The sequence below is a fragment of the Neobacillus sp. B24 genome (genome assembly GCF_055381825.1).
Genome location: NZ_AP035777.1, coordinates 892,671 through 916,549, shown reverse-complemented (window position 1 = coordinate 916,549; position 23,879 = coordinate 892,671). Strand labels below are relative to the sequence as shown.

The 23,879-nt window shown below is 38.7% G+C and carries 25 protein-coding genes, 2 pseudogenes and 1 riboswitch; of the genes and pseudogenes, 5 read left to right on the top strand and 22 right to left on the bottom strand.

Annotated elements, in window-relative coordinates:
* Positions 1 to 3: 3 nt before the first annotated feature.
* From ACZ43M_RS04375 to ACZ43M_RS04360, 4 genes are all read right to left on the bottom strand, one after another.
* On the bottom strand, positions 4 to 1,059 hold the full coding sequence (locus ACZ43M_RS04375; protein WP_464506219.1) for a TRAP transporter substrate-binding protein: 1,056 nt from the start codon (positions 1,057 to 1,059) through the stop codon (positions 4 to 6).
* A 140-nt stretch (positions 1,060 to 1,199) separates the two neighbouring features.
* Positions 1,200 to 2,102 (bottom strand): hydroxymethylglutaryl-CoA lyase, encoded by a 903-nt coding sequence (locus ACZ43M_RS04370; RefSeq protein ID WP_464506218.1) that lies wholly within the window; start codon positions 2,100 to 2,102, stop codon positions 1,200 to 1,202.
* Between the two features lie 55 nt (positions 2,103 to 2,157).
* Positions 2,158 to 3,357, bottom strand: coding sequence for a CaiB/BaiF CoA transferase family protein (locus tag ACZ43M_RS04365; RefSeq protein WP_464506217.1), 1,200 nt, complete (start codon positions 3,355 to 3,357; stop codon positions 2,158 to 2,160).
* Between the two features lie 37 nt (positions 3,358 to 3,394).
* Complete coding sequence (locus ACZ43M_RS04360) at positions 3,395 to 4,039, bottom strand: GntR family transcriptional regulator (protein ID WP_464506216.1); 645 nt, start codon at positions 4,037 to 4,039, stop codon at positions 3,395 to 3,397.
* Positions 4,040 to 4,402: 363 nt separating this feature from the next.
* Between ACZ43M_RS04360 and ACZ43M_RS04355 the strand changes: the two genes are divergently transcribed.
* Entirely contained in the window at positions 4,403 to 5,455 is a 1,053-nt protein-coding gene (locus tag ACZ43M_RS04355) for a M14 family zinc carboxypeptidase (protein ID WP_464506215.1), read from the top strand.
* A gap of 216 nt (positions 5,456 to 5,671) precedes the next feature.
* Entirely contained in the window at positions 5,672 to 6,607 is a 936-nt protein-coding gene (locus ACZ43M_RS04350) for a sigma factor (protein ID WP_464506214.1), read from the top strand.
* A 211-nt stretch (positions 6,608 to 6,818) separates the two neighbouring features.
* Here the strand turns inward: ACZ43M_RS04350 and ACZ43M_RS04345 are convergent, their stop codons facing one another.
* Complete coding sequence (locus ACZ43M_RS04345; protein ID WP_464506213.1) at positions 6,819 to 7,280, bottom strand: CBO0543 family protein; 462 nt, start codon at positions 7,278 to 7,280, stop codon at positions 6,819 to 6,821.
* Entirely contained in the window at positions 7,270 to 7,743 is a 474-nt protein-coding gene (locus ACZ43M_RS04340; RefSeq protein ID WP_464507949.1) for a CBO0543 family protein, read from the bottom strand. Before ACZ43M_RS04340 ends, ACZ43M_RS04345 begins: the two co-directional genes overlap by 11 nt.
* A 505-nt stretch (positions 7,744 to 8,248) precedes the next feature.
* On the opposite strand from ACZ43M_RS04340, the gene ACZ43M_RS04335 reads away from it, so the two are divergent.
* Positions 8,249 to 8,533 (top strand): redoxin domain-containing protein, encoded by a 285-nt coding sequence (locus ACZ43M_RS04335; RefSeq protein ID WP_464506212.1) that lies wholly within the window; start codon positions 8,249 to 8,251, stop codon positions 8,531 to 8,533.
* On the opposite strand, the pseudogene ACZ43M_RS04330 reads toward ACZ43M_RS04335, so the two are convergent.
* The 6 genes and pseudogenes from ACZ43M_RS04330 to queC form a co-directional block, all read right to left on the bottom strand.
* Positions 8,467 to 9,194: pseudogene (locus tag ACZ43M_RS04330) on the bottom strand (transposase); the annotation flags it as partial. The gene ACZ43M_RS04335 and the pseudogene ACZ43M_RS04330 sit on opposite strands and share 67 nt — an antisense overlap.
* A 62-nt stretch (positions 9,195 to 9,256) precedes the next feature.
* A complete protein-coding gene (locus tag ACZ43M_RS04325) occupies positions 9,257 to 9,697 on the bottom strand; it encodes a cell wall hydrolase (protein WP_464506210.1) in 441 nt (146 codons plus the stop codon).
* Positions 9,698 to 9,875: 178 nt separating this feature from the next.
* Positions 9,876 to 10,415 carry a GTP cyclohydrolase I FolE gene (folE, locus tag ACZ43M_RS04320; protein WP_464507948.1) on the bottom strand — a complete coding sequence of 180 codons (540 nt, stop codon included), beginning with the start codon at positions 10,413 to 10,415 and terminating at the stop codon, positions 9,876 to 9,878.
* A 74-nt stretch (positions 10,416 to 10,489) separates the two neighbouring features.
* On the bottom strand, positions 10,490 to 11,215 hold the full coding sequence (gene queE / locus ACZ43M_RS04315; protein ID WP_464506209.1) for a 7-carboxy-7-deazaguanine synthase QueE: 726 nt from the start codon (positions 11,213 to 11,215) through the stop codon (positions 10,490 to 10,492).
* A complete protein-coding gene (queD, locus tag ACZ43M_RS04310; RefSeq protein ID WP_464506208.1) occupies positions 11,208 to 11,690 on the bottom strand; it encodes a 6-carboxytetrahydropterin synthase QueD in 483 nt (160 codons plus the stop codon). The genes queE and queD overlap by 8 nt, the downstream gene beginning before the upstream one ends.
* The gene (gene queC, locus ACZ43M_RS04305; RefSeq protein ID WP_464506207.1) at positions 11,690 to 12,355 is read right to left on the bottom strand and encodes a 7-cyano-7-deazaguanine synthase QueC; all 666 of its coding nucleotides are present in this window, start codon (positions 12,353 to 12,355) and stop codon (positions 11,690 to 11,692) included. Before queC ends, queD begins: the two co-directional genes overlap by 1 nt.
* A gap of 49 nt (positions 12,356 to 12,404) precedes the next feature.
* A riboswitch (PreQ1 riboswitch) is annotated at positions 12,405 to 12,447 on the bottom strand.
* A gap of 308 nt (positions 12,448 to 12,755) precedes the next feature.
* On the opposite strand from queC, the pseudogene ACZ43M_RS04300 reads away from it, so the two are divergent.
* Positions 12,756 to 13,531 (top strand): annotated as a pseudogene (locus ACZ43M_RS04300) (tyrosine-type recombinase/integrase); the annotation flags it as partial.
* A gap of 178 nt (positions 13,532 to 13,709) precedes the next feature.
* Here the strand turns inward: ACZ43M_RS04300 and ACZ43M_RS04295 are convergent.
* The 7 genes from ACZ43M_RS04295 to ACZ43M_RS04265 form a co-directional block, all read right to left on the bottom strand.
* Positions 13,710 to 14,288: a biotin transporter BioY gene (locus ACZ43M_RS04295; RefSeq protein ID WP_464506206.1), complete on the bottom strand. Its 579-nt coding sequence runs from the start codon at positions 14,286 to 14,288 to the stop codon at positions 13,710 to 13,712.
* A 627-nt stretch (positions 14,289 to 14,915) separates the two neighbouring features.
* Positions 14,916 to 15,158, bottom strand: coding sequence for a hypothetical protein (locus ACZ43M_RS04290; RefSeq protein ID WP_464506205.1), 243 nt, complete (start codon positions 15,156 to 15,158; stop codon positions 14,916 to 14,918).
* A 33-nt stretch (positions 15,159 to 15,191) separates the two neighbouring features.
* Positions 15,192 to 15,902, bottom strand: a complete 711-nt coding sequence (locus tag ACZ43M_RS04285) for a hypothetical protein (protein ID WP_464506204.1) — start codon at positions 15,900 to 15,902, stop codon at positions 15,192 to 15,194.
* Between the two features lie 251 nt (positions 15,903 to 16,153).
* Entirely contained in the window at positions 16,154 to 16,627 is a 474-nt protein-coding gene (locus ACZ43M_RS04280; protein ID WP_464506203.1) for an HNH endonuclease, read from the bottom strand.
* Positions 16,618 to 16,746, bottom strand: a complete 129-nt coding sequence (locus ACZ43M_RS04275; RefSeq protein WP_464506202.1) for a hypothetical protein — start codon at positions 16,744 to 16,746, stop codon at positions 16,618 to 16,620. The genes ACZ43M_RS04280 and ACZ43M_RS04275 overlap by 10 nt, the downstream gene beginning before the upstream one ends.
* A gap of 73 nt (positions 16,747 to 16,819) precedes the next feature.
* The gene (locus ACZ43M_RS04270; RefSeq protein WP_464506201.1) at positions 16,820 to 17,284 is read right to left on the bottom strand and encodes a hypothetical protein; all 465 of its coding nucleotides are present in this window, start codon (positions 17,282 to 17,284) and stop codon (positions 16,820 to 16,822) included.
* Between the two features lie 33 nt (positions 17,285 to 17,317).
* A complete protein-coding gene (locus ACZ43M_RS04265; RefSeq protein ID WP_464506200.1) occupies positions 17,318 to 17,656 on the bottom strand; it encodes a hypothetical protein in 339 nt (112 codons plus the stop codon).
* 439 nt (positions 17,657 to 18,095) lie between these two features.
* On the opposite strand from ACZ43M_RS04265, the gene ACZ43M_RS04260 reads away from it, so the two are divergent.
* Complete coding sequence (locus ACZ43M_RS04260; RefSeq protein WP_464506199.1) at positions 18,096 to 18,950, top strand: endonuclease/exonuclease/phosphatase family protein; 855 nt, start codon at positions 18,096 to 18,098, stop codon at positions 18,948 to 18,950.
* A gap of 91 nt (positions 18,951 to 19,041) precedes the next feature.
* Here the strand turns inward: ACZ43M_RS04260 and ACZ43M_RS04255 are convergent, their stop codons facing one another.
* The 3 genes from ACZ43M_RS04255 to ACZ43M_RS04245 form a co-directional block, all read right to left on the bottom strand.
* On the bottom strand, positions 19,042 to 20,532 hold the full coding sequence (locus tag ACZ43M_RS04255) for an ElyC/SanA/YdcF family protein (protein WP_464506197.1): 1,491 nt from the start codon (positions 20,530 to 20,532) through the stop codon (positions 19,042 to 19,044).
* 658 nt (positions 20,533 to 21,190) lie between these two features.
* Positions 21,191 to 22,018 carry an alpha/beta fold hydrolase gene (locus ACZ43M_RS04250; protein ID WP_464507947.1) on the bottom strand — a complete coding sequence of 276 codons (828 nt, stop codon included), beginning with the start codon at positions 22,016 to 22,018 and terminating at the stop codon, positions 21,191 to 21,193.
* Between the two features lie 279 nt (positions 22,019 to 22,297).
* Positions 22,298 to 23,521 (bottom strand): MFS transporter, encoded by a 1,224-nt coding sequence (locus ACZ43M_RS04245; RefSeq protein WP_464506196.1) that lies wholly within the window; start codon positions 23,519 to 23,521, stop codon positions 22,298 to 22,300.
* Positions 23,522 to 23,879: the final 358 nt, after the last annotated feature.

Sequence of the window (23,879 nt, the reverse complement as noted above, 5' to 3'; positions counted from 1 at the left end):
TGTTTAGTTTTGCGTTTCAGCAATGTCGAGAAGTTCCTTACCAAGGTCTCCCGCTTGTTTTTCAAAAATATCATAGACTGGTTTAGCCTCGTTCTTCCAAACTTTTAGATCCTCTTTTGGAACAACGTAAACTTCCACACCCTTGTTTTCAAGTTCTTTAGCGGTTCTAGTATCTTCAGCCTTTGCTTGTTCACGGATCCATTGCTCAGTTTCCGCGGCCGTTTCTTCAATTAACTTTTGTGTTTTGGCAGGAAGCTTATCCCAATAAGCTTTATTGACAGCTAAAATAAACTCTAAATAAGCGTAATTGTTAATGGTTAAGTATTTTACCACTTCATCATATTTTCTTTGCAGCATCGCAGTAGTTCCAGAGGTTGCACCATCAACGGTATTACGCTGTAAAGCCATATACACTTCCCCGGCGCCCATAAACACTGGAGAAGCTCCATAGGATTTAATCAGTTCAGATGGAATGTCACCAATACTTCTAATCTTTAAGCCTTTAAAGTCTTTAGGCGCTTTAAGCGGTCTCACATTATTAGCAAATTGAGCGAAACCATAGTCAGCAAATAATAATACCTTTGCCCCTTTTTCTTCCATAGCAGACTTTAGTTTGTCACCCATGTCACCTGAAAGCGCCTTACCAGCAGCTTCATAATCATGGAACACATAAGGGACGTCAAAGATCCCCATGGCCGGAACGGTCGAAGCCCAAAGTGTTGCCGAGTTTAATCCCATCTCTACCCCGCCTGTCAGGATCGACTGGTTCATTTCCTTATCACTTAATAACTGCCCCGCTGGATATACTTGTACTTTTACCTTACCACCGGATTTTTCGGTAACATTCTTGGCAAATTGTTCAACTCCAACAGAAATATGATGGTCTTGAGGAAGATTGTACGCTAAACGAATGGTTGCTTCTTCGTATCCATCTCCGCTGCTGCCTTCAGCTTTGTCTCCGTTATCCGGAGCAGATTGATTTGTTGCCTTTCCCCCGCAAGCTGCCAAAATTCCCATTAATAAAACTAAGGCTAGAAAACTTGAAATTACCTTCTTCATTTTATATCCCTTCCCCCTCAACTATTTTTCATTTCTGCAAACCTGCCGTATTCGATAGAGTATCCTATTAAACAATTAAACGACTCACGATCCGGCACCCCTCCTACACTTGCTAAAACAACTCTATGATGTTCCTTTATTTAGGATTGGCAGCCTTTTACTTTATGAAGATGACCCGTCAATTCCCGATTGGTAAATGGCTTCAGTAATTCGACGCAGGCTAGAAGCTGCCCGAAGTCAATTCCTGTATCAATGCCCATTTCATGCATCATGAAAACAAGATCCTCTGTAGCCGCATTACCAGCTGCGCCAGGCGCAAATGGACAGCCGCCAAGACCGCCGATCGAAGCATCAAACCGAGTGATTCCCGCCTCCAAGGCAGCCATGACATTTGCCAGTGCCATGCCATACGTATCATGAAAATGAGCAGAAATACTGGCCTTTGTTTTTAATGAAGCAACAGCCTGAAATAAGTCAAAAACCTGCTTTGGATTTGCTCTGCCAATCGTGTCGGCAAGAACAATTTCATCGGCACCGAGCATTTCTGCTTCTTCAACCATTTTGAGAACCAGGCCGGCATCTACTTTTCCCTCAAACGGGCACCAAAAGGAAGTAGCAATACTATAGCGGACAAAAATATCATTTGCTTTTGCTTTTTCGATTACCGCTGCTAGCTTCGTCATCGATTGCTCCCGGCTCATTTTTACATTTTTTAAATTAAAGCTGTCACTTGCTCCTACTACCAGTGTTAGTGAATCGACACCGCTTTCTATCGCCCGATCATACCCCTTCTCATTAGGAATCAGCGCCATATATTGAACGGAAGGGTTCTTTTCTAGGCCGTTAAGCACTTCCTTTGCATCCTTCATTTGCGGCACATATGTGGGATGGACGAAGGAAACGGCTTCCATCCGGTTGATTCCTGTTTTGCTAAGTGCATTGATCAGCTCAATTTTCTTTTCAGTCGGGATAAAGTTAGGTTCATTCTGAATTCCGTCCCTTGGCCCTACTTCAATTATTTCTACCTTATCCGGAAGGTTCATACGACATCCCCTCTTTAATTGTAAGAAATCCCACGCTTTAAGAATTGGTTAGAATCTAGATAACCCCTTTTGCTTTTAGAGCATTCATTTGCTCTTCCGTCAGACCCAGCTTACCGCCCAGAACGTCATCGGTGTGCTGCCCCAATGCGGGTCCTGCCCACTCGATTTCACCAGGAGTTTCACTCATCTTTGGTACAACTCCAGGCATCTTCAACATACCAAGACCATCAACGGCTACTTCCTGAATCATTTTCCTGGCTTGGTAATGCGGGTCATTGACGATATCCTCCACCGAATAAATCGAACCTGCCGGGACCCCCGCTTTATCTAATGCTTCCTTCACTGCCTCAAATGGCAAACTTTTCGCCCAATCTTCGATAAGACCGTCTAAGAAGGCAGCATGTTCAGAGCGTTTGGCATTGTTGTCATAGCGTGGATCTTCAGCAATGTCATCTCGTCCCATTGCGTACATAAGCCTTTTAAAAATGGCATCGCCATTCGCCCCAATCACGATATACGTGCCATCAGAACAAACATATGTATTCGAAGGTGTAATGCCCGGCAGCATACTTCCCGACCTTTCCCGAATCAAGCCTGCACGGTCATATTCGGGCAAAACGCTTTCCATTAAACTAAACACCGATTCATATAGGGCAACGTCAATGACCTGTCCCTCACCTGTACCATTCACATCACGATGGTAAACAGCCATTAAGGCACCGATTACCGCATACAGCGATGACAACGAATCTCCAAGGCTTACCCCTACTCGTACCGGCGGCCGGTCTGGATATCCCGTGATATAGCGAAGGCCTCCCATCGCTTCCCCAATCGATCCAAAACCCGGTCTATCTTTGTACGGACCATCCTGACCATACCCGGACACCCGAATCATCACCAGACCTGGGTTAATTTTCTTTAAGTCCTCGTAGCCAAGACCCCATTTTTCCAATGTTCCAGGGCGAAAATTTTCTATTAAAATATCAATTTCCTTCACTAGCCCGCGGATCAGCTCTTGTCCTTCATGATGCTTCAGGTCGATCGTAATTGATTTTTTATTTCTGGATTGAACATACCACCATAGACTTGTTCCGTTTTCCATCACCCGCCATGTTCGGATTGGATCACCCTTAGCGGGAGGTTCGACTTTTATCACCTCAGCACCAAATTCGGCTAATAACCGGGAGGCAAATGGACCGGCAATGAGCTGTCCCATTTCCAGCACTTTTAAACCTTCCAACGCTTTTTTTCCCATATGTGTGTATCCCCCTATAGTCTCACCGTGAAAATTTCTACTTATTAAGTGATATAAGTGCCGATAAATCATGCTCAATGTGTTCAAGCATGATCTTGGCGGCTTTATCTCCATCCCTTTCTTTCAGTGCTGAAAGGATGCGTGAATGTTCCTCGATAGGACTCTCATCTTGCATGGCTTCCTTCACAACACTGTTCCTTAGATAGGTCACTTTATCCCGAATCATATTCGTTAATGAAATTAACTGGCGGTTACCAGATGAATTCAGGATAATCTCATGAAATTTGATACTCAATTCTACTACTTGATTTTTATCCTGGTTTAACCAGGCAATTTTTGTTTCTTCCACAATCTTTTCCAGCATTTCTAATTCGGAAGAATCAATTCTTAGAGCAGCTAATCTAGCTGCAAGCGATTCCATTTGCTGCCGAACTTGATAAATATCAATCATATCGGATGTAGAAGGGCTGTACACCTGTATGGCATTCCCCTGTTGCACAAGCAACTCATCTTGAATAAGGATTTTTAAAGCTTCACGTACCGGTCCGCGGCTGGTGCCGAATTCTTCCGCCAATTTTGTTTCTACCAATCTATCACCAGGCATGTATTCGCCTTCCAATAAACGTTTCTTCAATATTTGATAGATTTGAGTATTAAGTGTATCTCTAACAATCGATGTCAATGAAAGCGCCCTCCTTTCTAAACCACTCCGTAAGCATTTTCTCAACATATTTTCAATATTAGGATAATTCATGTTAACTGTCAACGGTTAACATTCTGTATGTTTAGTATTTTCGGAAGATTCATTCTAGAAATCAGCCTACAAAAGCTTATCCACATTCCTGCATTTGCAATTAGAGAGATGGTTTTTTAAAGTAGGAGATACTGCCGCTGCATTATTCCAAAATAACCCTATATAGGAAAATTGAAGGATGACAAAGTCAGTCATTAATCACTATGTACAAGCCCCCGCTTTATTTGTAATATTTTCCTTGTAGTTAAATTTTTGAATATTTCTACATTTATACCAAAAGGAGGATATAAAATGAAAAAGAAAGTCATTGCGTTATCTTTATCTGGTTTAATGGCAGTAGGAGGACTTGTGAGTGCTCCTCATTATGTGGGGGCTGTCGGTGAAGGACCGAATTATGGCGGAAATGAGTCAATCCAGACTTCTATCCTACATACATACAACGAACTAGTTGACGTTCTTAAAACCCAAGATGCAAAACAAAATGCAATGGAACTAGAAGTGATTGGTCAAACTTTAAAAGGCCGTGATATTTACCTCGCAAAATATATCACTAACCCTAGCAATCCTACTATTCTCTTTTTAACCCAACAACATGGCAATGAACAACTGACGACGGAAGGCGCTCTAGAATTTATCAAACACTTAGGTACGAACAAAATGAAAGATGTGCTTGATCATGTAAACATCCTCGTCGTACCAATGTTAAACGCTGACGGAGCAATGGGTGATGTCGACTTTTCCCTTGAGGATTATGTCGCTGACGGCGGAAGGCATTTGACTCGCTATAATGCTGTTGGTGCAGATTTAAACCGTGACCATGTTGCCAAAATATATCCAGAAACTCAAGCATTGCACAATAATGTCTTAAGTAAGTACAACATCAATTATATGATTGATCTCCATCACCAAGGAACTCAAAGTGAAATAAACGGTGAATATGTTTCAGGGTCGATTCTTTATCCGACAAACCCGAATGTAAAGCCGGAGGTCCTCGAACGTTCAAAAAAATTAGGAGCTGTCGTGTTCAATGCCATTAACTCCAAGGGATGGGGTAATATTGGTAAATACAATGGCGGTTCAGAGGAAAGAATTGGCCGTAATGGTGCCGCTGTTCAATATGATATTTCCACCCTTCTCTTTGAAATGCGCGGCATGTCTGATCATTACTATGAGTCTTACGCGCTTGGACAAAAAAGTAATGGTTATTTAATTAAGCAAACAATCACCACCCTTGATGCAGCAACTAGAGCGATCGCTGATGGTTCCATTGAAAATATGGATACAAGTTTTTGGGATACCCTTCCAACCCAAACGACTCGGCCTTCTGGAGAAGAAACAGAATAAACTCCTACTATCAGCGATGAAAGTCAATGTGCATTAGGAAAAAGTAATATCTTTCTTCGTTTTCTGACTGGCCACGGTGCTTGACATCCGTGGCCATTTTTTATTGAACTAAATGGGTAGTTGAAGAAAAAAGTTAAAATAAATAATGGAGGAAGAAGTATAATTTTGCTATAGTTATTCGTCTTATTAATGTAAACCAATTGGGAGGGATGCAGAATGAAAGAAACTTTACATAGCGATCTCGTTGTAGAAACAAGAAAACTGAAAAATAATTATGAGGAAATGATTCAGCCTTATTCTTTAGATCTCTGGAACTATTGCAGGTATGTTACGGGCTCAACTTGGGATGGAGAGGACCTTTTTCAAGATACTCTTATTAAATCCTTTGGATTACTTCCACAGCAATGGGATAAAGTCATCGATAAAAAAAGTTATCTCTTTAGGATTGCCACAAACACTTGGCTGGACCAGTGTAGAAAACTAAAAAGAGAAATTGGAAGTTTAGAAGAAATAACGGAACCAAGTATTGAATTCTCAGATGGATTACTATTAGAGGAAGTATTAACCTCATTTCAAGCACACTTTAGACCTAAGCAGACTATGGCGTACCTTTTATTTGATATCTTCCATTTTAACGCTGATGAAATTGCCGGGATTGTAAAGAGTACTCCAGGAGGGGTCTATGCTACCGTTCAGCGTGTAAGGAAGAAAATTCAACTCATTGATTTTGCAAAGCCGAAACAAGGATCGACTGTAGAAAAAGCGAATGATGAAACAATCCAAGCCTATTTAAAAGCATTTAATAATGGTGACTTAGATAGTATGCTGAGTCTATATAGTGAACAAGCACATAACGAGGCTTTTCTTGGTTTTCAGGAATTTAATAAGAATGAAATACGTAATGGTTCACTACGATTTGGATTGCCAGGACACACTGCGGAAGAATTTATTCTATGGAATAAGCCGGTTATCATCGTTTTGACCAAGGGTGCCGACGGCCCTGAAATTCACGATATTCAGATGCATGAAGTCGAAAACGGAAAAATTGTAAGCAGCAGAAGCTATTTTTTTAGAAAAGAGTTCATTATGGCAGCTGGAAAAGAGCTTGGATTTAAAGTACAAATGGTTAAACCTCCTGTAGATTGGAGTTAGTACTAGAAGGTATGATTTGAAGAAATAAATGCATATCCCATCTTATTTAAGCGTTGATCAAGGATTAACGCTTTTTTCGTAGTACTAATTAAACTAAAGGCAGGATAGCTTAATAAGGAAAGATAGAACGGTTTGAGTTAACGTTAATGTGATGAAATAAATTTTAGCTTAGAGCTGCGTTGCCGATACTCATTTAGCACAAGTATTAAGTTCAAGCCTTTGAGAAAAACCAAACACAAAATGAACGCACTATAAAAAATGAAATAGAAATCGTTATCCAAGTGGTATACCATTCCCAATGTATGTATTTAATGAGCTCGGTGTATTTTTCTATAATGACTTCAGCCAAAGTCAGCACTGAACTAAAACCGACATAATATCCCAATTGAATAAGAGTACCTCGATTATTTGGATACCTTGCATTAAAGACAGCACAAGTGACTGGAAAGAAATAATACTCATAGTCGAAGCTTGCCCGATTGATTGTCGCAAATGTTCGAACAGGGTATTCAAGCAGTCCCAACTGTACGACCACTAGACCTATAATAAAAGTAATAAGCTGTGTGAACAAAAATGCCACTACCGCTAGTGGGATTTTATTTTTCGGTATGAAAAAAAGAATACTTGTTGCTATTACGTACATTAATAACAAGAGCCACCATTCAATCCTCATAAGTTCCTCCAACGTGTGAGTTATAACAAGGCTTTACCTTATAGAACCAATTACAGCCGACTTGACTTACGTAAAAGAGAAAACCAATGTAAAGCCACATCCCAAACCACGTCATGCGTCCATATTCTAATAAATCGGTATACCTCTCGAGAACAACATCATATAAGGTGATGATAGAGACCCAAACAAAAAAATAGGTAAATCGAGACCATCGACTACGTTTTGCTCTATTATGGACGTAATAGATGGAAAACAATACGGGATAAAAGAAGTAATTGATAGTAACAGAAAGATCTGTCGCTTTAGGTAAAAGCCGTACAGGCGCACTTAACAAACCATATGTAAAAGAAGGCATATCACAAATCCAAATGATTGCTTGAAACAATAAGAATGCCAACAAACCCTTACGCCGATCCTTTTGTGGGATAAACAAAATAAAGCCAACAATTCCGAACCACCACATTGCTACCAAAATTACATATTCCATCAGCATAGCTCAGAAATTCCCTTTCCGATAAAGCATCGAATTTTTTAATACCAATATAAGTATTATCCACCAAAGTTCATTTTTTATTGTAATCCAGACGTTTTTTTTGTTACTCAAATATGCAATAAAAAGGGGCTTCATCAATGGAAAAGTGACACCCTTAAGGGGGAACCACCGTAGAAATTTGGGCCATTTTTGTTGATCGTTTGAAAACCAAGCAACAGGTCCGATTAAAATCGAAAAAACGAGATAACTTCCGATTTCAAATAACGGAAAAAAATATCCAATCTATTTTTTCCTTCCAAAGAGCAAGAATAAACCAATGCCCAAAATCAGGACAATCACAATTGAAATGATGATCTTGATTGAATTTGTTGATTGTTCGTTACCTTACCTTTTCTTTTTTATTACCTCATACACCTGAGGACTCTGCCATCAGCAACTGGTTCAGTTGCATGAAAATCTTGATAAGTTAGAAGGCATGGATGTTGAAACTTACGTGCTTAGTAAAGATTTGCCCGAAGAACAACCACTGTTATACAAAGAATTAGAAAATAATTATGGGCGAAGCCTTACCTTTGTTTCAGACCCAAACTTAGAATTAATTGATTTTATCGGGATGAAGAATGGTGATGTGGCATACAGAGGATACGCTATGATTGATCAGCACGGTAAGGTAATCTTCAAAACTATTAACGATCATTGGGGAGAACAGATTGATTCTACGGTAGAAGAAATCAAAAAGGAATACAAAAAACTAAAATAATTTTCTAATAAATACTCCATTTCTGAACCCTTCCAGGTCCAGCTTGCCATCTTCTTCAAGTTCATGGCAGCAAAAGTAAGCATCGCTTGCATGGACAATTTTTTTAAACCTCTTAAGGTTGTCCAACGCATACCATGCTTTTCCTTAGCATCCGCAAAGACACGTTCAATCGTTTCTTTCCGTCTTGCATAAATGTTTTTATTCTCTGGTGTATGACGAAGATGATCAGTTTCTTCTATGTAATGCTCCCACACATGCCGCTCAATCAATTTTTTATTTTCTTTATTCTGTGTGATTTTGAAAGCAATGGACAATTTTGGCATTCAAGCGGATTAGAGAAGTATTGACGCTTTCCATTCTTCGTCGTCGTTGCATATTTCAGTATTTGTCCTTGCGGACAAATATATCAATCGTAGTATTCATCATAAACATACTCATGTTTTTTCATATAGCCTTCTTTCGTACGAGGGCGTGTATATGGTAAAGCAGGAGTCATAACATTTTCAAATACGTATTGAGCAATAGCAGGTGTTTTGTATCCAGCATCAGCAGCAACAGCTTCGGGTTCCCCGTGTTTTTCAATTACCTTCTCAAGCAGTGGCTCTAAAATGACGCTATCATGGATATTCCCTAGAGTGACAATTGCCCCCAAAAAAAGACCGTCGACAAATCCGATTATAGTCGAATTCGTCGACAGTCTGAAAGCTTACTTAAAGAGTAAGCTTAACCGCGATAAACACTATCACATGTTCCAGGTTTTGGTTCATAAAAACAATGTTCTTTAAATTGACCAGATTGAGGTTGACCGTACCATGTTGGAGGGCATGGAGCATGTGGATTAAAATACCAAAGAGCATATTTCGCTGGGTGGTCTCTCCAATAATCCAAATTCTTTTTGGCTAATCTTCTTTCAGCAGTTCTCGCTCTCTGATAAAATACATTCCCTTTTTGAACTGCTTCAAAGGAGAAATTTCCTCCTTGTACTTGAAAAATAACTTGGTTAATTGTTCTTAAACCCTTAAAGTCTATACAATCTGCTACAAGACGATTCACAATTACATTTCCTACATATAACATTCCCTGTTGTCCTTCACCTTCGGCTTCTGCTCTCATCATCCTTGCCATTAAGTCAACGTCTGAACTTCGGTAACTTACTCTAGGCATTTTTCCACCCCAAAAAAATATAGTATGAAAAACAGCCTACATTCATGTCATTGTTTATATAATAAGAATGATTAGTTTTTAATGTTTTCAGTTTATAAGTAAAATGAAAACTATTGCATTCTTTTCATACCTTTATTCAACTAAATATAAATTAAACTTAACCTCTGAGTCCAAGGACTTATCTCCTATCCAGTTGTAAAGAAGAAATAACCTCCTGTTTTTCAATGTCTCCCCTAATGGCAGTAGTCAGTGTTGTTGAACCGTGTTTTTTAACTCCTCTTACAGACATGCACATATGTTCTGCCTGGACCATTACCAATACTCCGTTTGCTTGTAATTCAGCCATTAGAAAATCCGCGATTTGCCCGGTGAGCCGCTCTTGGACTTGTGGACGGGAGGCATAGTAATCTACTACTCTGGCTGCTTTTGACAGTCCCATAATTCTATTGCCAGGCAGATATGCAATTGTAGCCGTACCAATAAACGGCTGGAAATGGTGTTCACACAATGAATTGAATGGGATGTCTCGAATGATAACCAGATCCCTTGTCGTGCTTTCATCCAATGGAAAGGTAGTTACTGCTGGCGGTTCCGAGAACAAGCCATGGCAAGTTTCATCCACAAGCATCTTCGCCACTCTTTTGGGAGTATCCTCTAGAGAAGGGTCGGACAGGTCAAGTCCCAATTCTTCCATAATCTTTTTAAAATGGTAGGCGATAGCGACTTTTCTATTCTTATCGTCGAGTTGATTTACTTTCGTTTCTCTTGATTCTTCATATGACAGGTTCAACTTTAAACACCTCGCTTGTTTGCCCAAACCAAAGAATGGAGCTGCGGCAAAGGACGTACATTGTTCATTTCTGGTTCATTTATAACCTTACCCCAAAGCCAGTCCAGCGACTTGAGCAACCTTCCTGATATATCCCCATCCTCGCCGGGGTTGCTATTTCCAACCGAAAGGAAGAATGGAATGTTAAATTTCATGTACCGCATATTTAACATTCTGGCAAATTCGAAATCCGCATCATCGAACACGACTATTTTCAGCGAAAAATTAGAGTTGGAGTCCCTTAATTTTTGAATAATATCATCCAGAAGCTCAAGATTGGTTTTCATGCCGCTGCTCGGCGGTTTAGGTGAAAGCGTCAAATCATTTATAAGGTAAAACCAATCCTGCCACTTGCTTCCCTGGGTCTCCAAGCCAACTTCAATATTGGATTGATGAAGGAGTTCGATAAACTCTTTCATTGCCTCCCCAATTAGTGCCGGATTTCCGCCTGTGATTGTCACATGGTTGAAATTATCCCCTGCAAGTTCCCTTAGCCCCTGAAAAACCTCTCTGGGTAACATCATTCGGATCCGTTCTTTTTCAGAACCATCCCACGTAAAAGCGGAGTCGCACCAGGAACACTTGTAATCGCATCCGGCAGTCCGCACAAACATGCTCTTACGGCCCATGACCATCCCTTCGCCCTGGATAGTGGGCCCGAATATCTCCATGACAGGAATCTTACTCAACCTCCATCCACTCCCTTCTTGCTTCGGCATAACTTGTAGGAGTTTCAAAAAGCCGTACAAATTCCACCCGTGCTCCCTTATATTGTTCGGCACGATCCTCTCTATTGAGCAATTCAGCCATTTTTTCGTAGATCCAGACAACCATATTTTCGGCGGTTGTATTCATCGGCGGGAGTGTTCCGTTCAAATATCGATGATCTAGGAAAACCTCAATCTCGGTTTTCCAGATTTCCTTTATTTCGCCAAAATCAATCATCAGCCCTCGCTCATCCACGAACCCGCTGATTCCAAAAATGACTTTGTAAGTATGCCCATGGAGGTTTTTGCACTTTCCCTCATAGTCATGTAAATGATGCGCAGCATCAAAGGTAAATTCCTTGCTGACCAAAACCCGTTTCAAATGATATCTCAATTGGTCACGTTTAATATCTTCATCAATTTTTTGCAGCTTATCGACAATCCTAAACCCGTACATCAAACCAAACCATCCCGTTCTGCCATATAATCATCCAGGCCTTTTTTTCTGAGCTTGCAGGAAGGGCATTCGCCGCAGCCGTCAGCAATGATCCCGTTATAGCAAGTCAGTGTCTTTTCCCTAACAAAATCAAATGCACCAAGCTCATCTGCCAGTTTCCAGGTTTCAGCTTTATTAAGCCACATTAATGGAGTATGAATGACAAAGTTTTGGTCCATCGATAGATTAAGAGTGACATTCAGCGACTTTACAAAAATATCACGGCAATCAGGATATCCGCTAAAATCAGTTTCACAAACACCGGTAACGATATGCTTCGCGCCAATCTGGCTTGCCAGTACCCCTGCAAAGGACATGAAGAGCAAGTTCCTTCCCGGTACAAAGGTCGAAGGCAACCCTCCGTCTTCCCCATCCTTCACTTCGATGTCGTCCCGGGTTAACGCGTTCGGGGCAAGCTGATTTAACAAGCTCATATCTAGGATATGGTGTATGATGCCAAGCTCTTTTGTTATATTTTTAGCACTTTCAATTTCTATGATGTGCCTTTGGTTATAGTCAAACGTAACGGCCGTAACTTCAGCAAATTGTTCCATAGCCCAAATCAGACATGTCGTACTGTCCTGGCCCCCACTAAAAACCACTACCGCTTTTTCTTTCTTTAACATTGTTTTTCTCCTTCCAATAAAAAAACAGCACGCCTAAAGAAGCAGTGCTGTTTCCTTAGTTTTTTTGAGAGGGTAGCTAGAACCTCTACCGTCCATAGACGGATTTATAATATATATGATTAATCCATTATAAACTATACAAAGAATTTTTTCATTCATTTTTCGACAAAATTCGATATGTCAAACTTATGAAAGCCAGGGTAACACGAAGAATGTTTGAGTAAATTGTCAGCTAAGATCTTCTAAAAACCACCAGATGGGTTGTTTATTCGTATTTTTGCTCTTTCAATATTTTCTCTTATGTCCCTCCTTAAATACAGAAAATTATTATCACCATTAAGTAATCTGGGTTTCATTTAAAAACTCCATAAAGGCACTCCATTGTATAACTGATTGAGACAAGACATTAAAAGCGTACAAGCTCCAATTTAAGCTGCTCACCAAACACTTTAACGATGTGAATATTGAATCTGTAACGACTGAACAGTTGAAGGAATACCTAGCAAAATGTAGTGAACACCTAAAGTCATCAAGTTTAGCTCATCGAATTCACTTCATTAAAATCCATATTTCGCTGGTTACACGAGGAAGGATATATAATTAAAAATCCAGCTGCGAAAATCAAAGAACCTAAACAAGGAAAACGGATTCCAAAATTTTCAACGGAAAGAGCATTGAACATTTGAGAGAAGCCTGTTTTACCCCAATGGAAAAAGCATTATTCGAATTTATGTTTTCAACAGGTTGTTGAATAGGTGAAATAGTTTCACTAGAAAAGAAGTCTATTCATTGGTCAAATCATTCTGCCATTGTCCTTGGAAAGGATGATAAGGAAAGGGAGGTCTATTTTAATATACGGTGTGAAATCTTGCTCAAACGATATTTTGATCTCCGCCAGGATACGGACCCAGCTATTTTTGTTACTGAACGTCACCCACATAAAATGAGTATTCGACAGATGAGGTATATCATTAAAAGAAATCAAGTCGTGCAGCAATCAACAAAGAAATCCATCCACACCAACTACGCCATAGCTATGCCACACACCTATTGAACAACGGAGCTCCCATTGATGTTATTCAAAGTTTACTAGGGCACGAAAAAAGCGAAGCCACTCGGATATATGCTCAGCTAAGTGGGAGTATTAGAAGAGAATTTTATAAAAAATACTTTTAGTAATGAGTTGGCAAAAGGCAACGGATTATTCCGCTGCCTTTTCACTATTGCACTCGTTAGTTGCATAAATAATAAAGCTTTATTTGCACTGATTGGAACACATTTACGGCAGAATTAAGAGTTTATTAGCCTTTCCCTGCGATGGATCTGAAGCATAAACTACAAACATTAAAGTTTTTTAGGCTGATTTTGTTTGGTCTTTTTTTTCTGAAAACAATAGCCTAGCAGAAGTTAATCGGTTTCGAATTAAGACACCAATCCACGAAGCAAGGGCAGCCTTGATTAATCCAACAATGATAAACGGAGTAAATCCTCCTGCAAAAGCAGCTGGCCAAGAAAGCTCGGCAGCAATCTTTAGCCAAGTAGTGCCGAATGCCAAAGTAACTAGCATTCCAATACTATTAGCAATCACAGCATTCTTGAAGTTGAAGGCTGTTTTTTCCATAAACCATCCGATTAGGAAGGTAGCTGGAAGGAAGCCAATTAAATAACCTCCAGTGGGTCCGATAAGCTTTGAAACTCCACCTGAAAATTCAGCGAATACAGGTACTCCTGCAGAACCAATAATTAAATATAAAATGACCGATAAGGTTCCATAACGAGAACCTAGGATTGTTGCTGCTAAGCCAATGGCAAGGGTTTGGCCTGTAATTGGAACGAGCGGAAGTGGAATTGTAATTTGAGCCATTACGCCAATGATTGCAGCAAAAAGTGCTGTCACAATCATCATTCTTAATTTCAATTGTGGATTTGTCAATTGATTCTCCCCTTCAAATGTAAACTAATTTTTGTATTTGGTTAACAATTAAACTATATTTATATTTAAAAAATTTGTCAACCCAAAAAAAGAGGTGCCAGTGCACCTCCGAGGATTTATTTTGAATTATCTTGAGAGGTTTTCAAATGAAACATAAAAAGAAATGGCATTTCATCCAACTTGTTGAACTAAACTGTCCCGTTACTTCAATAAGAAAAAGCATTACCGTTGTTCCAGTAATGCCCACGTTAGTCCAACAAGAAAAAAACGATAGCCACAGTAACCCTTTCTTAATAATAAATTTGTAATGTATGTAATTAAGTCTAAACTTCAATTAAAGATGTTTAACGATTATTTCCCTTTTATTAATTGGTCTCTGTCATCACTTTGAGGTGGTTCTCTATCCAACCGGACTAATCATAATGTTTGCACCATCCTCCGCATATAGTGCAATTTCTGGAGTAAGCAAAGCAAATTTTAAACCAAGGTCTCTCCTTGGCTTCCTATTTTCCTTGGGGGCAACCTTTTTAACTGATAATTGTTAATATTCAACAAACTAAACAGGATACCTATTTTCACTCAAGTATTTCTTCCTGCCAAATTGATTAATATACTTGTCACTCGCAATTATTTACCTTTTGAAAAAAACCGATACCGCCCCGGTGATACCCTCTCCAAAACCCGATATTCATCACTTACATTTGATGACTTATTCCCACCTAACAATTCAGGAACCATATCAGCCAGATTTGTCCCTGCATCCTTCCATGTATTCGGGTACTTGGTTTTAATCCACTCATTCACTTCCCTAATGGTAGCTTCTCCGCCTAAGGCATCCAATGCTAAAATAATAGCTTGATAGTGGTTCATAGTATCACTCCCGTTCGTTATCGTTCCGGCTTCTTACCAGGTCCATTCTGCTAATAATTGTGTTGCTTTCACCTTTCGCCCAGTTTTAGGGTTAACCACATCCGCAATCCTCACAATACCTGCCTCGGCTAGGATATCCGAAATAATATTTGCGGTTCTAAGATCAAAGTCCATTTTCTTCTTTATTTCTAAATCCAATCCTTCCGGGGTTCTTCTTCTTACCTCATTCCGACTATTCTGCAGCAGCCATTTTGCTGGGGCTTCATTTAGAGACTCTACAGCCGCTTTAATCAGCTCATCTGTAATCTTGATTCCACGGCAGTGGTATGGGAGAGTTACTCCCAATTTCTGAATGATCCTTCCGAACAATTCCTCCGGGATTCTTTGTGGAGTGACGACTTCCCCATTGTTTCCTTCTGAACAGCCGGCTGTTACAATTTCTTTCCCTACGCTAAAATCCTCATCGCTAATCTCTCTCTTTTCAGAGACTAAAAGGGATTGGAATGCTGCGAATAACTCTTGGATTTCTTCCTGTTCATTTATTACAGCCAAGCTCCTTTTGTATTCCGCTTCGTCTTTATATCTTGTAATCTCAAACCATTTTGTTTCATCTTCTTTGCTGTTTAGATACATCGTATGGAAGTCCAAAAACCTGCCGTAAATCTTTGCCGCCTTTTCCTGAAAATCCAGAAATTCTTCTACTTTATCTTTTTGAATATGATACTGATAAACTTTCACAAACATATTTTTCACCTAGATTATGATGTCTCCAGGGGGACGGTTCTAATATAGGCAATCGGAAGTTTTGCTCAAGTTTCGAAGCACTTTATAAGTAAACGGAATTTTAATCTAAAGGAATTACTTCTAAGGAATTATCGCAAAATTTTTGATTGCCTGAGTAAGCAGGAAGTTTTAAAGTTTTTGTACAAGTAATTCGACATCCATAGTCAAATTTCCTGCTTCTCCCGGATCCCTTAGTACAGAAATGACCAGTACTAAAACAGGTTCCAATCGTTTCCCTTTGTCTGAAGAGCATCGCTTATTTTATGTTTAATGATCATAGCCAGTTCCTGAGCTTGCTTCATATCTTGATGCAGCTTTTCACAATTCTCCAAATGCTTTTCCCACATTTTTGAATCCACAATTGACTCAAAATCTATCGGATTTACATTTCCCCATTTTACATAATTTGAAAGCTGCTCAATTCTCGCTTCTAAATCTCGCACCCCTCTTGTTTTTGGGGACAACTTCGCATTACTTATCATCCAATCCTTCCAAGGTTTATTTCCTTTGGATTGATTACATTTCCCACATGCGGGTACAAGATTATAAATATCAGAAATATATCCTGTTGGCTTTTTACCTTTCACTATAGGACGAAGATGATCCCATTCAGTTGATTTATCTCCACAGTAGGCACACCTTAGGTTGTCAGCACTTAAATCAAGGATTTGAAGTGCTAGCTCCACTTCTTCTTCAGTCGGATAAATGTATGGATAATCCCATTTACAAATGAATTAGTAATACTAGAACTTCTCGCAGTTATATTTACTTGCTTCGGCATTTGAAAAACCTTTAACACACTCATCTACAAATCTCCTAATGTACGTTCTGCAAATTATTTCTTCACACTGATGTTTTATACTTGAAACTCTTTTGGATTAATCTTCAAAGTTATTAAGCCATTTGAAAAACCTAGGCTTATTTCGTTCATACCATTGGCTACATACAAAATATCTTTCACCGTTAATCAAGAGTTCATCTTTCCAATATCGGTTATAGCCATTTACTTTTCTTTGTTCAGATAATGAGGTTCTCCATTTCACTTTTTTCAAAAAAGGAAAATTAATATCAAAGGTATTTTTACTGTACCTTTCATCCTGCAGCAAAACGATCATCTCGTTAGAAAGAGATTGGGAAGCTACTAATTTTTTGATGGTTGTATTTACTAATATCCCTACTTTTAAACCTTCTTGTTTATCTAATACCTCAGTATGACTTTGTTGGTCCTGCTCATTTTCCCGCAGCCACTTTTTCATATACTTGATTTTGCTTTCTTGTGTGAGAACCTCCACATCTGCTTTGAGCAAATCCATAAATCTTGTTTTAAAGGACGATTTATCCATGAAACACGACCCCATTCCTACATTTTCAAGTGATTATATTCTTACCTGTTTAGCCACAGCAGAAATGAGGGCGAAGATATAAGCAGTGTTCTGAGATTTTTGTGCTGCTACTTGCCCGACTCCAGCCTCCCCTTTTAACCATCTATCATAGAAACCAAACACAAACTCAAAATCCTTGTAGCTGATTTTTCTCTCTTTGGAAATCCTGACACTTGGGCTATTTCTTTTCGCTTTACTAATGATTAAATAGTGCCCTTGAACTCCCACTTGGAACCATAAAGGCGTACTTTGATTCCTGGGTACTGTATGTATTTCAAATTCCGTTGCCTGAGCTTGTTTTAACAGATTACTCCATAATACTTTTGCTTCCATTCTTCCACTCCCTTAAACACAATCCACCATATTTAGTCATATTATAGCAAATACTGGTATATTATTTTCATAAAAATCAACTACTTAAAAAGAAATTCACGTTTCTCATCCCACTCTAGCCCCAGCCTGAAATAGGCCGTTTTCCTCTTTAAATAACCTTTATTAATAGTTATAATTTTCCATAAATAACATTATGCGCATGTTACTGATTCGATCAGGCAGGGCGGCACGTGAAAAGGATTGGCCTTTTCATCGTGTTCCCCTGCCTTTTTGTTGTTCCTTCTTTTCCTACACTACGCTTGGAGAAGCTTTATGCTTTTTCAATATACTCCCCCGAGATATCCACCTAGAGAATTTACCCAGAAAGGAGGCATCACAGAGCAGGTTCCAATTAACAGTGACAGTTGGTTCAAAATACTTAGTAAAGGGGATTACAAAAATGAGGAAAATTTTCACAAGTTTTATTGCTGCCATCGTGCTAGCGTTCTTAACCGTTAGCAGCATTCCAGCACAAGCATCTGAATCTGAGTTTCCAAGGGGGAACGAGGTTAACTTGAAGGTAATGTCGTACAATATCCACCATGGAGTAGGAGACGATAATGTCCTTGATCTTCAAAGAATTGCGGACTTGATTACCGAGAAACAGGCTGACGTTGTGGGAATCCAAGAAGTGGATCGGCATTATGGCACACGCAGCAATTTCGAGGATCAAGCCAAAGTGCTCGCCGAAATGCTTGGATATCATTACGTGTATGGTGCCAATCTTGACCTTAACCCCGCTGTAGAGGGACAGGATCGCCGCCAATACGGAACGGCCATCCTGAGCAAATATCCGATTATCCAATCTCAGAATTACCTTTTATCAAGCTTTGGAAAAGAGCAGCGTGGCTTACTGGAAGCCACTGTTAATGTAAAAGGAAATCACGTTCGGGTTTACAATACCCATTTGGGGTTGGATGTCCCGCAAAGATTGACACAAGCGAATGAAATCAATGATATTCTTTCAAAAAAAGTAACCCCGGCCATCCTCATGGGTGATTTAAACGCTGAACCAGGTGTGGAAGAAGTGGAATTACTGCGCACTGGCAGCAATCTTGTTGATGTTTTTCAAGGTGCAGATAATGCCAATACCTTTCCGGTTAAAAACCCTTCCAAACGAATTGATTATATTTTCGTTAGTGAAGGCGTGAAGTTTTCCGGTCAACAGGTTTTACAATCGACCTATTCTGATCACCTGCCAGTCATTGTGGACCTAGAGTTAGAACGGTCCGCACCTTATCTTAACGGCAACTAACAATATCGGTGAGATATCCGGACACATACAGCGCTGACCTCAAAACAAAGGCTAAACCAATTTTTTTGGTTTAGCCTTTGCATTTGGCAGCTTATGCGTTCACTGTGAGCTTTGGAACTGCAGCGGATACTAACTTGGAACTTGCAACATTTAAATTGTAAAGAGCTGTATCTACTTCTGCTTGAGATGAGGTTGGATTGGCAAGTACCGCTTTCGCTGATGCTAATGCCTTTTTAAAGGCCGTCCAGCTGGCAGCCGTATAGTTTGATGCTTGCTTCGTCTTAGCATCGGTCACTGCATTTGCCAGCGCAGATTTATCTACTTCTCCTACTACTGGTTTTTTTACAAGGCTTTCCATTGCTTTCACTAAGGAATCGAGTGCTGCATCTACTTCTGCCTGCGTCGCTTCAGTATTTCCTAATACTTGTTTGGCCTGACTTAGTGCGGTTGTAAAATTATTCCAATTCTTTCCTTTGTAGTCAAACTTCACTTTTTTCTCAGCATCACCAACTGCTTTTTCTAGTTCAGTTTTGTTTGCTGCGACATTAACCACGATGTTTTGCGTTAGTTTTATGCCGTTTTCCTCATAAGTGATTTCAAGTTCTTGGTCTCCGATTTTACTTGAATCAAATCCCGTAATAGACGCAAGTTCTGTCACGTCACGGACATACTGACTATCATATTGTGCATTTACCGTTAAATTTAATTCTTCACCCTCGTAGTATGCTAGGTCCCCTTCAATAGCTAAGTCTTCCAGTTTGGAGATAGGGAGATTGCTAGCTCTTGGTACACCTGCAATGGATGACATGCCGCTGACTTTTAGGCTCATGGGTTCTTCTGTTTTATCTGCTCGATACCAGCCTGCATTCCCTTGTCCTAGAAACTCAATCGGAGTTTTTCCAAGTTCTTCCGCTTTCAAAAGTGACATGGTGTAATAGAAGATACTCGCCCTTTTTAAATGATATTGGCTAGTTATAATCGAAGCGGTTTTTATATTATAGTTGTTGTACAAAATATCATAGCTGAACGATGCATTTTGAACAGTATTGGCACTTTTGTTTTCTACAATGATTCTATCCATCGGAAGTCCGTGATCCAATAGCCAATCACGCATACGATCCCCTTCTGTCCAACCATTTTTCATGACTCCGCCCGTTACCAAGACATAAGAGTTCGGATATTTTTTGGCACTATTAAGGGCAACTTGTAATCTGCCAACTAATTCATCTGTCATTGTACCGTCACTATTTAAAGCAAATCCTAAAACAATAAAGGCATGAGTACTATCATTCGGAAGACCATCGGGAGCCACATCTATATTTTCTACCATATCATTCTCAATCCAGTCCCATTTATTAATGACTGAATTCCATAACTTATAATCATCCAAAGATTGTTCTTCAATCAGGTCAAGTGTTCTAAGGACATCTGTACGTGCATCTTGTCCATAATAATAGAATAATTCACTTACTAATGTTTTTACGTCCTTTGAGGCATTAGGGGTTTCGGCCGAGGCAGCAGCGAAAGGAACCAAACTAAATAGCAATAGGAAACTGAATAATAAATGATACATTTTTTTCATTATTATCATTACTCCTCCTTCGTATGAACTTACTATTATGTCATCCACTTGGTTGTTAATAATCTCTTACTTGAATCAATCCACCTCCTTTAAAAATGAATGCATTACAGGTGACCACATAAAAAAGGCATGGTGGAAATTGAGGAACGGAACCGTTCCCTCATTTACCACCATGCCTAATCGCATTAGTAACATGTGATTCACTATGTAACTTCTAAATATATACTAACCACTATTTTCCTTGAGGGCAACCTATTTAACTGATATTTTACAATATTCAATATATATAACTAGATCCCTAGGTAACCATGGGAATATTCTCCTATGTCCCCTTGATGGAGTCAGGGTTATTTATCAATAAATATGGGGTTAATCTCCCGATTAGAAGCAACGGAGACTAACCCCAACTAGTAAACTATTTATTTTCTACTTAGAACTCCATCCACAATCCAGTATTAGAATGGTTCAAGTAGGCATTTTTCAAGTGATTACTTCTGATTCCGCTAATTAGTAATTTAGCCTCAGTAATCACTTGGCGAATTTTCTCCCGTTCAAGTTGAGTAATGCGCTGTAAAGGTGACCTAACATGGGCTTCGTCTATCCGGCCCAATATTTAAGTGCAATTTTTCACAATCTAGCTTTTAAAAGCATATTTCATCTAGAGCGATTCTTTTAAGAAATTTGAGATAACTTGACGAAATAAGTTCTTTTCTTCAAGAAAAGGATAATGATTGCTTTCTTCAAAAACAATTAACTCTGAATTTGGGATTAATTCATTCATTTCTAATGAAAAAGAAACAGGGCATTGGACATCATAACGTCCACTCAGAATTAGTGTTTTGGTTGAAATTTTTCCTAACTCTCGAGTTACATCAAAAATCATTTCTTCTCTAATAAAAAAATTCATTCTTGAAGCAGACATCGTTTTATGAATATCTATTGAAAAGTAATCTTCATACTTGTCTGGACGATATAGAGACAGCTTTGTTCTTTCTTTAGAAAATCGGTCTCTTTCTTTTGGAGAAAGGTCAGAACGTTTTAAACTCTCAATAAGTTGCTGCATTCGTTTGAACTGAGGATGTTCTGGATGATAGATACATTGAGGTGATGAATTAGCGTATTTCCTGGCAGCAGACCCGACAATTATTAATGAATTAAGAGATTTTGAAAAATGAATCCCATAAATGACCCCAATCATACCTCCTGTAGAATGCCCTGCAAAGGTCCAAGTAGAATACCCCAATGCTTCTCTAATTGCTTCAAGGTCATAAACAGCATCAAACATACTTAATTCGTGAGCTTGAGAAGCCTTACTTGAGTTTCCTGCCGCTTTTAAATTTACAAGAAAAACTTTATGATTTTCTGTAAAAGCTTCAGCGAAGTAATCCCCTGAATTATTAAATTCAGAGTAATGATGAGTCACACAGATAGGTAAACCATTTCCTTTAATAAAAACCTCAAAAGTGCCACGAGGTGTCTCGACCATTTCTGTACTCCAATATGACAAAATACACACTCCTCTTCATCAACAGAATGTATTTCTTCAAATAGGTGTAAAAATCCTTCTTGAGCTAAACTGCTTCTTTAGTTCAAAAAAAAATGGCCACCGCAATGGCACCCATTCTTCAAGTATTGCCCCCGTTTGTTTAAGAAGAAAGAAATACAAATTCTAGAAAGTAGTAATCCTTTTTAAAAATCAACTTTCAGCTCATTATATTTTCTATCTATAAAGGAAACCCTCTCATTTTTGAATAAAATAAAGCCCTTAACCATTAACAACCTTCTTTTCCTCGCTAAAATAAATAGCTTTAGAAGGCATTAATATTGTTATAAAAAGAACTAACGCAAGTAGCGTACCAATCAAAGAAAATGTAAGGCATACAAATTGTAATGAAAACCATTCAGCGAAAAGTCCCAAAATGAGTGTAAGTACAATTTGGATAATTCCTTGAAACATATCCGCTATACTTCCGAACCGACCCATAATTTCAACTGGTACACTATTTTGGAAAAAAGTTGCGTAACCTGTATTAGCAAATGCCATAAAGAAACCTAAAAACACAAAAGCTACTGTCGCTGTTATGAAATTATATGACGAATAAAAAAAGAGATAACCAAGTGATGAAAAGAACATTCCTGCACCTAAATAATTTTTTAGCTGCACCTTCTTTGCTACCATTGACGAAACAAACGATCCTGTTAATGATCCGATACCAGTTATACTAACGATTAGCCCGTAATCTCGATTTGACAAATCAAGGTATTGTTTAATAAATGTAACCTCTTGCGAGTCCAACGCAAATCCGATTAACATCGCACCCTGAAATAATAAGTAAACAAAAATAAAAAACTTGGCATTTATAACAAATTGTCTAACTACCTTCCAATCATTCAAAAGTGTTTGCCAACGTATAGGGTCTCGAGCACTATTAGAATTTTCCTCTACATTAGGAAGGAGATAAATAAAGAACGCACAAATTAAAAATGTAATTCCATTAATTAGAATACATAGCTCTGTACCAACAAACATAATTAAAAATCCAGCGATTGCTGGACCAAGTAAAAATGCACCTGAACTTGCCATACTCATAATGGAATTAAATCTTTTTCGATTTTCAGTTGGAACTAATTTTGTTATATACACGGAAGAGCTCGGACCGAAGAATGCTCCTACCATATTAATTAACAATAAAATTAAATAGATAAGCCATAATGTTCCTATAAAAGGAATTATACAAACAAGTACTCCTCGGAAAATGTCAATAAATATCATAAATCTTCTTTTATTCACTCTATCAATAACACTGCCAGACCAGGTATTAGTAAGTAATACAGCAATAGGTCTAATAATATAAAGTCCAGCAACTGCTGCGGCTGAACTTGTTAAATTTAAAATTGAAATATTAAGTGCAATTAAATAAATCCAATTTCCTAAATATGAAATTCCAATTCCTGAAATTAAAAAAATAGGGTTCCTCCAAGAACTCATTCACTCACCCTTTTCTTTTCACTTCTTAAATTATATCAATAATTGCAGCTAAAAGTAATTTTATCATTGAATTTTCCAAATAGTTTGTTAACACTTATTCTTATTAAACTAAACTGCCCGTTACTTCAAGAAGAAAAAGCATTACCGTTGTTCCAGTAATGCACCCGTTCGTCAAATAAGAAAAAGGCTGCATTTATTTAACAGGTCCGGTTTTGAAGTAGAAAATTTAAGGTATATATGCAATAGCTGAAGGAAAATTCTTCAAAATATTAAACAAAAGGAATAGGTAATTTATGTTAATATATATGAAGAAGCAAAATTGCCATTATTCAATCAACGAAGCAGGATAAAAAAGTAG